The following is a 13,829-nucleotide window of genomic DNA, read 5'->3' on the forward strand; positions in this document are numbered from 1 at the left end:
AGACAAGGCCCAGGTCGCTGACCTGGGCCTTGTCTCGACTGGGACCGGCACAGTGGCCGCCGCTACCTGTCAGGAGGCCGGAGGCGGGGCTCCCGGGTCTTTGTGGTCACGTCCGTCCTGCGTGTCCCCTGGAGGGGCCTCGCCCTGCGCCGGGCCGATGCGGATCTCGAAGTCGCCCGCGTACTCCTCGTGGCCCGCGATCACGGCTTCCTCCACCGCCTCTTCGGCGAGTTCTTGGCGGACGATCAACGGGTCCCGGCGGAGGTCCCGCAAGAGGGCCCAGCACATGCCGATCATCACCAGGACGAACGGGGCCGCGACGAGGATCGTCAGGTGTTGCAGGCCCGCGAGGGCATCGCCCTTGCCCTCGCCGACGAGCAGCATCACAGCCGCCACGCCACCGGTCACCACGCCCCAGAAGACGACGATGAACCGGGCAGGTTCGAAAGTGCCCTTCTGGGAGAGGGTGCCCATCACGATCGACGCCGCGTCGGCGCCGGAGACGAAGAAGATGCCGACCAGAATCATCACGAGCAGGCTCGTCACGCCGGCGATCGGGAATTCCTGGAGCACGCCGAAGAGCTGCGCCTCGGGCGTGGTCGCCTCGCCGAGGCTTCCCTGCTCCTTCAGGCGCATGGCCGTACCGCCGAAGACGGCGAACCAGACCAGACTTACGGTGCTGGGCACCAGGATGACGCCGCCGACGAACTGACGGATCGTGCGTCCCCGGCTGATGCGGGCGATGAACATGCCGACGAACGGCGTCCAGGAGATCCACCAGGCCCAGTAGAAGACCGTCCAGCTGCTCAGCCAGTCGGCGACGTCACCGCCGCCGGTGGACGCCTCGGTACGGCCGATCAGCTGCGGCAGCTCGTCGAAGTACGCGGCGAGGGAGGTGGGGATCAGGTCGAGGACCAGGATGGTGGGGCCGACGATGAACACGAAGGCCGCGAGGATCACGGCCAGCACCATGTTGGTGTTGGAGAGCCACTGGATGCCCTTCTCCACGCCGGAGACGGCGGAGAAGACGAAGCAGACCGTCAGCACGCCGATGATGGTGACGAGCAGCCCCGTCCCAGCCTTGCTCAGCCAGCCCACCTCGTGCATGCCGCTGCCGATCTGGAGCGCGCCGAGTCCCAGGGACGTGGCCGAGCCGAACAGCGTGGCGAAGATCGCCAGGATGTCGATCACCCGGCCGGGTCCGCCCTCCGCGCGCTTCTTCCCGATGAGTGGGACGAAGACGGCGCTGATCGTCTGTCGCCTGCGGCGCCGGAATGTGCTGTACGCGATGGCCAGACCGACCACCGCGTAGATGGCCCACGGGTGCAGCGTCCAGTGGAAGAGCGTGGTGGCGAGCGCCGTCTGCATGGCGTCCGCCGAGTCGGCGGGGTCGGTGCCCGGCGGCGGAGTGGTGTAGTGCGCGAGGGGTTCGCTGACGCCGTAGAACATCAGGCCGATGCCCATGCCGGCGCTGAACATCATGGCGACCCAGGAGACGGTGCTGAACTCCGGCTTCTCGTGCTCCTGGCCCAGCTCGATCCGTCCGTACCGGCTGATGGCGAGCCAGAGCGCGAAGACGACGAATCCGGAGGCGGCCAGGACGAACGCCCAGCCGCCGTTGTGCATCAGGGCGTCCAGCAGGGTGTCGGAGACGCTCTCCAGGGCGCCGGTGGCCGTGGCGCCCCAGATCACAAAACCCAAGGTCAGCACGGCCGTGACCCCGAAGACCACCCGGTCGGTGACGGGCGCCTGGTCCTCGTGCGGGTGGCGGCCTGGCAGGGCCGCCTTCACCGGCAGCCGCAACCTTTGGCCCCGTTTGCGTTGCTCCTGAGACACAAGCAGCACCCTTCGCGATCACGGCCCGAATTGGCTCCTGCTATCCCCTACCACGGCGCACACACCTGTCTCGGCATCAACAGGCGCCGAGCTCACCCTTCTGTGAGGTGATAGGCCGCACGTGTATCGAGAAGGAGCGGCACGAGAGCTCGCTGCGACTGCCGCCGCCGTAGGAAGGTCCCGTCGCGGCCGGCCCGGGCAGCCACCTCGTGCAGCGCCGGATCGGCGGGGGATTCTGACAGCACTGCCTGGAAGACGCATGGCCGTGGTGTACGAGCAGCGCCGGCCCTGGAGCGCCCAGGAGACGGCTGTCTTCCACCGTACGCTCGCGCACGCCGAGGTACGGGAGCACCGTGATCTTTCCGAGGACCAGCGGCTGGCCGTTCACCGGGACGTCGGACGGGCCGCGGCGCTCGCCGAGCCGGTCCGCCGCATTGCCCAGCCCCGCAGGCGCGCGCCAGGCGTCGACTGCCACCGGCTCTCGTACGCCGAGCACCGATGGTCAGCAAGTTCGGGGCGAAGGACAGCACGCGGAAGCGGTGTCCGGAGCGCTGGTCGACGGTGTACGAGCACTGGCCAGCGCCGGTGTAAGCGCGGGAGCGGCCCGGTACGCGGCGCGGGACCCTGGTACCCGAGGACGACGGCTCGGCCAAGGCGGCGATGTGAGAGAAGGTGGCCCTGCGCTACAACACCGTGCGCCCCTTTCTGGCGCTGCTGGGCGAGTGGGGCGCGCTGGGCGCCGCCCCGGCCAGGCGGCGCATCCAAGGCGGTGCGCCGCGTGACCGCGCTCTCCGGGCGCCGGGTCGAGGATCGACCGCAGCTGCCCTGCGAGGTCGACGCTGAGCTGGTGCCCGACATGTGGAAACGCGCGGAGTTTAAGCTGCCGCAGGGCGCGGTCGACCGCAATGCGTACGTGGTGTGCGTGCTGGAGTAGAGCAGCTGCACCGCGCCCTGAACGCGCGGCGATTTGTGCGCCTCCCCGTCGAACCGGTGGGCGGACCCCCGCGCCCGGCCGCTGGACTGGGGCGCTGTGGGGGGGCGATGCGTACGGATGTGCTCGCGGGCCTGTCCCTGACCCCTTACGGTGCAGGAGTCCCGCCACTTGGCCAGCATGATCTGTCACGGCGGTCGGGGCCAGATCCGCCGGGTGTACCGCGAGGGCCATGAACACCCGTTGACCGAACTACCAGGGTGCGAGCCTACGAGCCCCGAAGATCGACGCACAGTGACGGGGCCAGGCTCCCGGCCGGTCAGCTGGCCCCGGAACCGTGCCCCACCGCCATCCTGATGTGCTGTCATCACCAGCTGTTGACTCCGGCCGACCGAGGTGGCGGGCGAGAGCCACATACCATGCACGAGCTCGTAAAGCATGTTGCAGAAGGCTGTGTTCAGGCACGTCAGATTGGGTGTGCGGCGGGTCTGGTCATGCGGCGAGGGCGAGGTTGTGCATGTGGGACGGCTTGGACGGCGGGGTGGAGCCCGTTGCCGCGCTGTCGGCAGTCGGCAGTCGGCAGTCGGCAGTCGGCAGTCGGCAGTCGCGGAGGATCTTGTCGTGCTTCATGCGGGCGAAGGCGTGCTCGACGCGGGCCCGGACCCGTCGGTGCTCGGCGTTGTTCTCTTCCTCACCAAGCAGGAGTGCCCGACCGGGACGGTTGTGGTGCGGGACGACAAGCCCGGTGTTGATGTAGGCCCCGTCGCCGAGCGCGGTCACGCCTTCACATCGCTCGGTCAGGCCGGAGTCCCGCCACGCCTTCGCGTCCGCGGTCGTCCCGGGGAACGGCCTGGCCGCCCGCGATGACGAGCTTGGTGTCGGCATCGATGACGACCTGCACATTCGCGGAGAACCGGTAATACCGCCGGGTCGGCCATCATGGGCAGCACTGTGCCTCGGTGGCGTTCGGTGTTGGCCACCGGTTCCTTGGAACTGTTCCTTCAGGGGCGGAAGGTACGGCGGTAGGTGTCGGGCGGGACGCCTACGGTGCGCTGGAAGTGGCGGCGCAGGGTGGTGGCGGTGCCCATTCCGGCGGCCTCGGCGACGGTGTCGACGGTGGCGTCGGTGGTCTCCAGCAACTCCTGGGCGCGGCGGATGCGTTGGGTGTGGAGCCACTGCAGGGGCGTGGTGCCGGTGAGGTGCTTGAAGTGGCGGGCCAGGTGGCGTGAGCTCAGGCCGGCCCGGCGGGCGAGGTCCTCGACGGTGAGGGGCTGGTCGAGGCGTTGGAGGGCCCAGGGGAAGAGCTCGCCGAGGGGGTGGTTGCCCGGCTCGGGGAGGGGGGTGGTGATGAACTGGGCCTGGCCGCCGTCGCGGTGCGGGGGGATGACCAGGCGGCGGGCGATTTTGTTGGCGTTGGCCGAGCCGTGGTCGAGGCGGACCAGGTGCAGGCACAGGTCCATGGCGGCGGCTTTGCCTGCCGAGGTGAGGACGTCGCCGTTGTCGACGTAGAGGACGTCCGGATCGATGGTGGCGGCCGGGTGTCGCCGGGCCAGCTCCCCGGTGTGGGCCCAGTGGGTGGTGGCGCGCCTTCCGTCGAGCAGGCCGGCGGCACCCAGGATGAAGGCGCCGGTGCACAGTGAGGCCACCCGGGCGCCTGCCGCGTGGGCGGCGCGTACCGCGTCGACCAGTTCCGCCGGAGGTTCGCGGTCGGTGTCGGCCCAGCCGGGCACGAGCACGGTGTCTGCCTGCGGGAGGTGGTCGAGTCCGCGGTCGGGCTCCAGGTGGAAGCGGTTGATGCGCACCGGGCCGGGTCCGCAGAGGACGAAGTCGTACCAGGGGTCCACGACGTGAGTCAGGTCTGCTCCGAAAATCTCGAGGGCCACGGACAGTTCGTAGTGGAGCATGCCGTCGGTGACGGCCAGCGCGACGCGATGCATGTCCGAAAGTGTATGCGGCATGTCGTTTCCGACGATGGTGCGGGGTCCCGTCGGCGGGACAGGATGTGGGTGTCAAACCGCCAGCGGATCGACATCGCAGCGGACAATCGAGTACACGGGAGCAGTCTCATGGAGTCAGGCCGACTGGTGGCGGTGTTCGGCGCATACGGTCACACCGGACAGTTCGTGGTCGCGGAGCTCGCCGCGCGCGGGTTCGTTCCGGTGCTGTCCGGACGCGACGCGCAGGCGCTGGGCGAACTGGCCGACGAACACGGGCTGGCGGCCCGGGTGGCGTCGGTCGACAACCCGGCCTCGCTGGATCGGGCACTGGCCGGTGCAGTGGCGGTCATCAACTGTGCCGGCCCGTTCGCTTCGACCACCGGCCCGGTGATCGAAGCCGCGCTCCGGGCCGGGATTCCGTACCTGGATGTGGCCGCCGAGATCGAGGCCAACCTTGACACCTTCGCGCACTTCCGCGAGCGGGCCCGGGATACGGGAGCGGTGATCGTCCCGGCCATGGCCTTCTTTGGCGGGCTCGGCGACCTGCTGGCCACCGCGGCGATGGGCGATTGGACCTCGGCCGACGAGGCCCATATCGCCTACGCGCTCAGCAACTGGCACCCCACCGCCGGCACCCGGCTGTCGGGTGCGGTCTCCCGCGAGCGGCGAGGCAACTTTCGCCTGCGCTACCGCGGCGGACAGTGGGAGCACCGCACCGATGCCGCGCCCACCGCGGAGTGGACCTTCCCGAAGCCGGTGGGACGCCGTTCCGTGGTCGCGGAGTTCACCATGGCGGACGTCGTGACCGTCCCCCAGCACCTGTCCATTCCCGACGTGACCACCTACATGAGCGCCGAGGCGGCCCGCGACGTCGCCGCCCCTGACACACCGGCCCCGACCGCCGCCGACGAGAGCGGACGCTCCGAGCAGACCTTCCTCGTCGACGTCGTCGTCCGCTCAGGTGGCGCCGAACGCCGGGCCACAGCCGCCGGCCAGGACATCTACGCCATCACCGCGCCCCTCGTCGTCGAAGCCCTCGACCGCGTCCTCACCGGTCGCATCAAGGCCGTGGGCGTCACCTCTGCCGGCGAGATCTTCGACGCCCCTGACTTCCTGCGGGCGCTCGCCCCCCGTATCACGTTCGACCTGCACTCCCAGGAGCAGATCGCCTGACCCGAGTTATCCGCCTTCCGTCGAGCGCGGCCTAAAGGAGCCGTGACGACATGCACATCGACGACCTCGTTCGATCCCCTCACCGTCACGAGCACTGTCCGAAGTGCTGAATAGACGCCGCCCGAACCGGGTTCTGGCTCAGCTTCTGTGAAGCGGCCACCCTGGGTGACGGCCCAGCGATCACTCTGGAGAAATCGAGCGAGAACCGCGAGTCATGAGCTACGCCTTGGGTGAGCACCAACTACGAGCCTGACGAGGCTGGGAACCGCCTGATCAGGGTCAGCCGTCTCACACGGTGCGAAACTTCGGTGACACGCCCTTCTGCGACGTTTCCCTTGGGCAAGAGATGAGCCTCGCCGAGTTGCCGGCGAAAGAGCCAACCCACTTTGACTCAGAGGTCGAAACCCCCAAGCCGGGGACGGCTCGCCTCCTCGAGACGCCTTTGCTTTTCGCAGTGGCGCTGCCCGCTGCGCGGGAGTAGCCGCCGTGGCAAGGCCTCAGGCGCGGCTGGAGGAGGCCGACACTGTGGCTGACCGACTGGGAATTCGACCTCATATCGGTGGGCGCCCGCACCCGTATCGGTGCGGGCCCCACGCCTTTCAGCGGTTCCTTCTTCTGCGCCGTGGGTCAGCCGTTGGCCGCTACGGACCTCATCCACTCGATGTACGGGGCGGTGGCGGTGTACCGGGTGAAGGTCTGCCGGTCACTGGTGGAGGCCACCCCGACCACGGAGCCGCCGGTCATCGCAGGACCGCCGGAGTCGCCGCCGGCCCCGACACCGTCGACGGCTTCCAGGTGGAGTGCGGTGCCGCCGTAGAGGTCGGGGGCCAGGCCGGTCATGCGCATGGTGGCGGTTTTGAGGGTCGGTGACTGGCAGTGGGCCTCGTACTGCTGGGGGCCGCATGTGGCGCCCCATCCGTAGACGGAGACGTGGGAGCCGGTCCGCGGGTAGGCGCTGGCGATGGGCGCGGGCGTGTTGCTGACGTCCCGGTCAAGCCGGACCATCGCGAGATCCGCCGACGGATGCAGGGTGATCCGGGCGGCGGCGGCCGTGGTCCCCCCGCTCTCCGCATAGGTGCTGCCGATGCGGAAGGCGTATTGCGCGGGCTGCTCGACGCAGTGCCTGGCGGTCAGGATATGGCGGGAGGACACCAGGGTTGAGGTGCACATTCCCCGCCCGTTCTGGAACACGCGGGCGTGGTACGTCTGTGCCTGGATCTGGTCGCCGCCGATGATGGGCATGGCCTTGCGCGTCATCGGAGAGGAGGACGTTGTGATGGCGGCTCCGGCGCCACCCGCGGTGGCGGTGTACGTGCGGGCGTCGGCCGGGGCCGCAGTGGCCTGGCCCACGGCGCCGAGGACGGCAGTGACGACGAGACCGAGCGCGCAGGCGGCTATGCGCGGGGACGGCATGGGGGGCTTCATACGGTGAGCTCCTCGAGTTCGGTCGTGGGGAAGCGACGTGGTGCGGGATGAGTGTGAGCCGGGAGAGGCGGTGGTGTGGAGGCTGCTGTCTCCTGATAGCCCGGTGCTATCAGCCAGGCGGAACGACCGCCGAGCCCGGGCCCGCCTCTCGCGTCCGCTCAAGATCTAGACCCACAACTCCCTGCGGACCTACGCTCCCGCTATGGAGCTGGAGGTACGGCATCTGCGGGTCGTGTGCGCCATCGCTGACGCCGGTAGCCTGCACAAAGCGGCACGTGTGCTTGGGATGGCCCAGCCTTCGGTGACCGCACAGTTGCGCCGGATCGAGCAGGCGCTTGGCGGGCAGTTGTTCATCCGGCAGTCGGACGGCTGCCGTCCCACCGTGTTCGGACACCAGCTCCTTGCCCGGGGCCGCCCCTTGCTGGCCGAAATGACCGGCCTGACCGCTGACATGCGTGCTGTGGCCGCCCGCGCCGCTCAGACGCCACAACTACGCATCGGCTCCACACCCAGCCGTGTCCTGACCGGCTGGGCGCGTCGGTTCCGCGACCGCCATCCCGAGTCCGTACCAGCCGTCCAGACCGACGTGTCCTCGAATGCGCTGCTGCGAATGGTTGCTGCCGGCCAGCTCGATGTGGCTTACGTACATGAGATGGACGGCACCCATCTGCGCTTCCCGCCCGGCCTGCGGCAGCGCGTCCTGCTGGAGCGTGAGCCGGGGTTCCTGGCCATCGCCGAGCATCACCCGGTCGCCCGCCAGGAGACCGTACGACTGGAGGACCTGAAGGAGGAGCGGTGGATGATGGACAGGACGGCCGACGGGGAGTGGGAGAGCCTGTACCGAGCACTTCTCTTGGCCGGTCTGACACCACGGCTGCTGCACGGCGACTACTCCACCGCCGCCCTGCTGGTCGCCACCGGTGAAGCCGTCACTGTCTGCCAGGCCACCTCGACCGGCTGGGACGGTGTGGTGACGCGGCGCCTTGCAGGCGACCCGATCGGATGGCGCTGGCTGCTGGCCGCACGTACCGAAACCGAGTTGGACACCGTCCACGACGACTTGATCGCGGCCTATCGGGAGGCAGCCGGGCAAGTTCCGGCCTACCACGCGATGGCGCCACTGATCGAGTGACCTCCCCCACCGCCAGAGCACGTCGGCTGCACGCCGCCGGAGACGTCCGCCTACCGGCGCATCGCCGGCGTCGGCTCGGCATCCACGCGGACTCGGCCACACCCTCGCGGCCTTGGGGCAGCGGCGATGTCGGCCCTCGCAGCAGCGATCGCCCTGTTCTTCAACTCCACGGTGGCGTCATCGAGCGTGGACGCGACACGCAGGCAGCTGCACCAGGACGAGCTGGCCCCATTCACCAGTATCGGACACACCACCTGCGGCGAGGCGGTGCAGGAGAACGCCCGTCCGGCTTCGATGCCGAGGCATACGAGCAGCGCAACACTGTCGAGCGATGCATCAACCGACTCAAGCAGTGGCGTGGTTTGGCCATGCGCGACGTGCGCACCAGGGCCGGGCTTCAGCCGGTGAAGCGCTGTCAGCTAAGCGTACGGCGCCGCCCGAGACGGATGTCCTCTGGATGGATTCCGCGGTCGCGGAACGGTCGTCCCGGGGGGCCGCTCGTACTGATACGACAGACGGACGTGTAGCGGTGAGTGACGACCCGGGAGTGCGGCAGTAATGGACCTACGAGCGCCGGCGCACCGTTGACGCACCGAGGTGCGCCCATCAGGCTCACCAGCGACTCGCCGCCCAGGCGAGCGCGTAACCCAGACTGTTGAGGGCGCAGTGCAGCGCCACGGGTGGGATGAGGCTGCCGGAGCGGCGGCGGAGCTCGCAGAAGAGCACACCGGCGAGGGCGGTGCCCGCGACCGCCGCTGTCACGGACAGGGCGACGCCGACCTGGCCGGCTCCGAAGACCGATTGGGCCGCCGCATTCGCGCGCGTGAGCCCGAGTGACGGCCGTACGTGCCAGAGCCCGAAGAGCACCGAGGCAGCGACGGTGGCCCATACAGGCCCCCATCGTCGCCGAACCATGGCCCACAACACGCCGCGAAATGCGATTTCCTCAAGCAGCACCGTGCCGAGCGGTACGCGGACCAGCACGCGGTACACCAGTTCGCCGGGAGACAGACCCGCGGCCCGCTCGTCCTGGAACGCCTCCCGGGTAAACGGCAGGGCCAGGCCCACCAGATAGACCACGAGAACGGCTCCGGCCAGGACCAGGCCCCAGCGCAGACCGCGGCGGGCCGCGGCCCTGCCGAGCCCCAGATCCGCCCAAGTGAGCCCGGACCGGCGGGCGATCAGCACAAGCAACCCGGCCGCGACTCCACAGACCGGCACGTACCAACCGGGTGCGAGCAGGGCGTTGAGCGCGTTCACGGCCGCGAGCACCACGACGGCCAAGAGCAGCATCCACATGGCCGCACAAGGATCGCCGACGTTCGCGACCCGCGGCTCCGCAACGCGCCGTCCGGCGGCCCTGTTCTCGTACCGGTGCCGCATCAAGCAACGTTCGCCCCGTCCTGCCGGACGGGTCCGCGGCAGGTAGCCGTTGGATGCGGTCCGCGTAGTCTCGCGGTATGCATTCTCATCTGAGCTTCGAGAACCCTCCCGCGCTGCCTCACGGGGTGGTGGTCGAGGCGTTGGAGCGAGCTCTGCATGACCGCTCAGCTGAGGGCGAGGCGGCGGGAATCCTGGTCGGCACCGCGTTGAACGACGACGACGCGGAGTTCGTCGAGCACTGGTGCGTGCAGGTCGGGACGCGGGCTGTTTCGGGTAGTCCGCTGCTCGGGCTGGCTGGGCTGTGCCTGGGCCATACCGCTCGACGCTTTGGGCATCTCAGCGATGAGGCCCGTGCCCTGGCGCAGTCGCTGGCAGCGCGGGCCGAGGCGGACCCGTCGGATGTGGACGGTCGGGCCCTCGACGGCTATGACGATGTCCGAAGCTTCCTTACCTGTGGTGACGTCGCCTGTTGCCGCTGCTGTCGCAGGGCAGGCTGCGGTGGCCCTGCTTACGAGGGCTTAGGACTCCTAATGGAATGACTTGTTGGGGTCGGTTCCTCGTCGTGGGGTGCTGTCGGGCAGCATGAGGTGATGCCCTTCGATCAGCCGCTGCCTCGAGAGGTCAAAGTCATCGATTCGGCCTCGCTGTTCAGGCTGGAGGAGCGGGCGTGTGACCTCAGCCTGAACTCGCGACTGGACCCGGCGTGGGTGCGGGCGAATGCGGCGCCCGATGGCACCCACTACCTGTGGCCGGCCCTGTGGAACAGCCTGTCCCATCGCCCGGACGTTCCACGCCAGCTGCGGTGCGAACTGTTGATCACTCTGCGTGCAGGAGACCGCGTGGTGAGCTGGCTGGACGTGCTTCCCGCCGACTTCACCCCGCTGCCAGGGGTGACCTCACGCGAAGAAGGCATGCAGGTCAGCCAGCTCCTTGACCGTTCTCCTTCGGTCAAGGAATGGCTACTGCGAGAGGGCGAGGGCCCGAATCATCCGTGACAGGCGTCGCCAGCAGATGAGCGCGCGTCCCAAGGTGAGGAAGGCTTCGTGGATGTCGTCGCGGATCTCCCAGCGGATCCTCAGGCGGCGGAACCAGTGCAGGTGGCGAAGACGCGCTCGACAACCCAGCGGTGGGTACCGAGTCCGGAGCCGTGTACTACGGTCTGTCCCTCGCGCTGCGGCACGGTAGTGGGTAGCACGCCAGGCCAGTCGGCACAATCCGTGCGACACGTCGATGTTCCGGTTGGCGTCAGTCAGGTCACGGCTTGGAGCGGCGGGCGGAGCCGCGCGACATCGGCGTCTTCACCCGCTGCCAGGTTCTCGGTGACCACCCCGTGGGCGGCGGCGCTTCTGCTCGGAGCTGATCGCTTCGGAGACGAGCCGATGTTCCCGCCCCTTCCGGCCCCTGGAGGGTGAAGCCGGCCACCCCCAAATAATCAACTGGGCGACCAGTCCATACCGTGAAAGGATCTCAGCTCAGAACATGGGGAGGCGAAGCGGTATGGGGCTGGACTACAGCTACGAGATCTTCATGCCTCCTCGGAACGTTGCGAGGGCACTGACGCGGCTGGCCGAGCTCGCCCCGCAAGGCCGCCACACGCCGCCGCTTCCGATCACGCTGCCAAGCGGCGAGCAGTTGATCGTGCCGTTCACCTCGAGGTTCAAGAGCGAACCGGTCGACTGTTCGGCAGGCGGCACGCTCGAACTGGACACCTCAGTCATGATCGGCGTCGACGAAGCGGTGCGCGAGTTCCACCTCCGGGATTCCGACAGGGTCGACGAGCAGGGACGAGTGTCGGTCGGGTACATCTACCTGACTGTCACGTTCTCGCCCACACAGCACCCGAATTTCGCGTCGCTGCAGTTCATGGCGGCCACATCGAACATGAGCCGGATGTTCATGCAGTCCGCGACCGTCAGGCAGGTGTTCAGCGACCTCACCGCCGCCACCGGTGGTGTGTGCTGCCTACTCGACAACGAGACCTACGTCTTCGACATCTGCTGGCTCAACGGCGAGACGGTCAGTGACGAGACTGTTCCGGGTGCCCGTTTCCCGCGCTTCCACGATCTCGTCGCCGCCTGGCGCGAGCCGGTAGAGTAGGACGCCGTCCAGGACCTGGACCATGCCGGACCCAGACCTTGGCACTCAACCACCAGGGTGGGAAGCCTGTACGGAATCACCCAACTGGGCTCACCGGCCTAACTCTGGCGACACCATGCCCGGTAAACGCTCAACTGGCCGAGCGAAGCGCTCAGTCACACCGGATCAGGGATTCGTTCCTTCGACCGTCCGAGCGATGAGTTGATGGCATGTCGGAACTCCCAGAAAGACAGGTGAGTTCTTCGCTTCCTGACGGGCATCGAGTTGTGCGATCTTCTCTTCAGCGGCGGCCAGGTTGGTGGAGAGACCTTCGACTTCACCAAGCCAGCCTTCGCGTTCAGCTTCCGCAATCCGTTCTCCCAGGTTGTCGCGGATCTCGATGACGCGAGGGCTCTCGGTCGGGGAGACGATCAGAACGGGGCAGCGGACGCACGCATGCTCATGAACGCAGTCGCTTCCGTAGGCTCGTCCGTAGTCTCTGAAAGCGAGTTTGCAGCGCTCGAAGTGGCCGAGGAACTGCTCCCACTCGTCTGGTGTCACTGCCCGGTATTCCTCGGTCGGTCGAAGTGCACGGCGGCGGCTGATAAACGCCTGGTGCGCTTCGATCGCGTCCTTAAGGACAGCGTTTGTCGACCGGTGCCGGAGTCAGTTGGTGATCAGCTGTCTCATGAATGGAAAAATGACGGCACTGTCGTGGCTGCGGACGCGGGCCGACCAGCTGTCCATCAGGGGTGGCTGGCTGACTGCGGCCTGTTCGAGTTTTCAGGTGCGGTCGTTATGACGTCCCGCTGAGAGTGAGGCACTGGGTAACAGAAGGTCGCTCACCCGATAGGGGGAGGCGGATCGTTCTGGCGGTTGATGTCGCGTCGCTGCGGTCGGTGCGATGTTCGGTGCATGGATAGTGCGACAGAGACGACAAGGGCGCCTTGGCGCACGTGGTGGCAGCGGTGGCCGTGCTGGGTGGGCCGGGCCACGATGGTGTGGGCAGTGGCGTACGCCGGCTTCGGCCTGTCATGCGCGCTGAGCGGGACGCCGCTGTTCTACCTGGGCGGCGACCATGGACCCTCGGCGCTGGGCTGGGGGGTCGTGGCGGTGGGGTCGCTGGCGGTGGTGGCCTGTGGTGCGGTGGCGCGATTGGGGCTGCGGCCGCCGCTGCGGGTGCTGCTCTGGGTGGTCTGCGTGCTGGCGGGGATCGCCGCGTTCGGCCTGCTGATGGACGTCATCACACTGGTATTCGGCCAGGGGGTGGACAGTGGGGTGGCCGCTGCGAACCACGTACTGGCGGCGGGCGGGGCCCTGCTGCTTGCGGCCACGGCCCGGTCTGTCCGCCGCCCGTCCGCCGGGGCCGTCGTGGCAGCCCAGTCCGCTGCCTCCCGGCCGGTCCAGCTCGCCGCCTGCGCGGGGACGGTTGCCTTTCTCCCCTACGCGGCGATGAAGCTCATCTGGGCGTCCGGCGGCACCTTCGCCGGGATTGCCGGCCAGGAGATGCTCGCGATCTCCAAGCGCAACGGTGCGTCAGGAATCTGGCTCACCCTGGAGTCCTGGGGCCTGGACGCCACTGTGCTGCTGGCCGCGCTCGGCGTCTTCCTGCTGTGGGGCCTGGTCCGCCCGTGGGGCCAGGTCTTCCCGCGTTGGACGCTGTGGCTGCGCGGCCGGCGCGTCCCCCGCTGGCTCCTCCTGGCCCCGGCCTTGATCGGCGCTGCCACCCTGGCTCCGTACGGGGTGTTCGGGGTGGGCTACGCGGCCCTGGCCACGGCCGACGTAGTCACGATGCGGCGCGGCGACTTCCACTCCTCGAGCGATGCGCTGCTGGTCGGCTGGATCGGCATGGCCGCGTTCGCCATCTATGGGGTCGCGCTGATTGTCGCTACCCGCTCGTACTGGCTCCGGACCCGTTCCATATCTGCGGCATGAC

Annotated in this window: 12 protein-coding genes and 3 pseudogenes; 8 read left to right on the top strand and 7 right to left on the bottom strand. The window is 68.5% G+C overall.

Annotation, left to right across the window (positions count from 1 at the left end; all coding sequences use genetic code 11):
* Positions 1–69: 69 nt before the first annotated feature.
* Positions 70–1,797, bottom strand: a complete 1,728-nt coding sequence (locus ABZY12_RS12105; RefSeq protein ID WP_356889340.1) for a BCCT family transporter — start codon at positions 1,795–1,797, stop codon at positions 70–72.
* 817 nt (positions 1,798–2,614) lie between these two features.
* Here ABZY12_RS12105 and ABZY12_RS12110 point away from each other — a divergent pair.
* Complete coding sequence (locus ABZY12_RS12110) at positions 2,615–2,770, top strand: hypothetical protein (protein ID WP_356889205.1); 156 nt, start codon at positions 2,615–2,617, stop codon at positions 2,768–2,770.
* Positions 2,771–3,259: 489 nt separating this feature from the next.
* Here ABZY12_RS12110 and ABZY12_RS12115 read toward each other — a convergent pair.
* Both ABZY12_RS12115 and ABZY12_RS12120 read right to left on the bottom strand, forming a co-directional pair.
* A pseudogene (locus ABZY12_RS12115) lies at positions 3,260–3,692 on the bottom strand (transposase family protein); the annotation flags it as partial.
* A gap of 76 nt (positions 3,693–3,768) precedes the next feature.
* Positions 3,769–4,704, bottom strand: a complete 936-nt coding sequence (locus tag ABZY12_RS12120; protein WP_356889206.1) for a helix-turn-helix domain-containing protein — start codon at positions 4,702–4,704, stop codon at positions 3,769–3,771.
* 129 nt (positions 4,705–4,833) lie between these two features.
* On the opposite strand from ABZY12_RS12120, the gene ABZY12_RS12125 reads away from it, so the two are divergent.
* The gene (locus ABZY12_RS12125; protein WP_356889341.1) at positions 4,834–5,877 is read left to right on the top strand and encodes a saccharopine dehydrogenase NADP-binding domain-containing protein; all 1,044 of its coding nucleotides are present in this window, start codon (positions 4,834–4,836) and stop codon (positions 5,875–5,877) included.
* Between the two features lie 627 nt (positions 5,878–6,504).
* Here ABZY12_RS12125 and ABZY12_RS12130 read toward each other — a convergent pair.
* A complete protein-coding gene (locus ABZY12_RS12130) occupies positions 6,505–7,302 on the bottom strand; it encodes a trypsin-like serine protease (protein ID WP_356889207.1) in 798 nt (265 codons plus the stop codon).
* Positions 7,303–7,504: 202 nt separating this feature from the next.
* Between ABZY12_RS12130 and ABZY12_RS12135 the strand changes: the two genes are divergently transcribed.
* Complete coding sequence (locus ABZY12_RS12135) at positions 7,505–8,434, top strand: LysR family transcriptional regulator (RefSeq protein ID WP_356889208.1); 930 nt, start codon at positions 7,505–7,507, stop codon at positions 8,432–8,434.
* Between the two features lie 260 nt (positions 8,435–8,694).
* Positions 8,695–8,808, top strand: a pseudogene (locus ABZY12_RS12140) (IS5/IS1182 family transposase); the annotation flags it as partial.
* Positions 8,809–9,046: 238 nt separating this feature from the next.
* Here the strand turns inward: ABZY12_RS12140 and ABZY12_RS12145 are convergent.
* Positions 9,047–9,733, bottom strand: a complete 687-nt coding sequence (locus ABZY12_RS12145) for a CPBP family intramembrane glutamic endopeptidase (protein WP_356889209.1) — start codon at positions 9,731–9,733, stop codon at positions 9,047–9,049.
* Between the two features lie 161 nt (positions 9,734–9,894).
* Here ABZY12_RS12145 and ABZY12_RS12150 point away from each other — a divergent pair, with 161 nt between their 5' ends.
* Together ABZY12_RS12150 and ABZY12_RS12155 are read left to right on the top strand one after the other, a co-directional pair.
* Entirely contained in the window at positions 9,895–10,356 is a 462-nt protein-coding gene (locus tag ABZY12_RS12150; RefSeq protein WP_356889210.1) for a hypothetical protein, read from the top strand.
* A gap of 51 nt (positions 10,357–10,407) precedes the next feature.
* A complete protein-coding gene (locus ABZY12_RS12155) occupies positions 10,408–10,812 on the top strand; it encodes a hypothetical protein (RefSeq protein WP_356889211.1) in 405 nt (134 codons plus the stop codon).
* Here ABZY12_RS12155 and ABZY12_RS12160 read toward each other — a convergent pair.
* Positions 10,777–10,967: pseudogene (locus ABZY12_RS12160) on the bottom strand (transposase); the annotation flags it as partial. The gene ABZY12_RS12155 and the pseudogene ABZY12_RS12160 sit on opposite strands and share 36 nt — an antisense overlap.
* A 347-nt stretch (positions 10,968–11,314) precedes the next feature.
* Here ABZY12_RS12160 and ABZY12_RS12165 point away from each other — a divergent pair.
* On the top strand, positions 11,315–11,914 hold the full coding sequence (locus ABZY12_RS12165; protein WP_356889212.1) for a hypothetical protein: 600 nt from the start codon (positions 11,315–11,317) through the stop codon (positions 11,912–11,914).
* A 165-nt stretch (positions 11,915–12,079) separates the two neighbouring features.
* On the opposite strand, the gene ABZY12_RS12170 is transcribed toward ABZY12_RS12165, so the two are convergent.
* A complete protein-coding gene (locus tag ABZY12_RS12170; RefSeq protein ID WP_356889213.1) occupies positions 12,080–12,454 on the bottom strand; it encodes a hypothetical protein in 375 nt (124 codons plus the stop codon).
* Between the two features lie 447 nt (positions 12,455–12,901).
* On the opposite strand from ABZY12_RS12170, the gene ABZY12_RS12175 reads away from it, so the two are divergent.
* Positions 12,902–13,828 (top strand): hypothetical protein, encoded by a 927-nt coding sequence (locus ABZY12_RS12175; protein ID WP_356889214.1) that lies wholly within the window; start codon positions 12,902–12,904, stop codon positions 13,826–13,828.
* Position 13,829: the final 1 nt, after the last annotated feature.

Source organism: Streptomyces sp. NPDC006551, from assembly GCF_040611675.1.
Classification (GTDB): Bacteria; Actinomycetota; Actinomycetes; order Streptomycetales; family Streptomycetaceae; genus Streptomyces.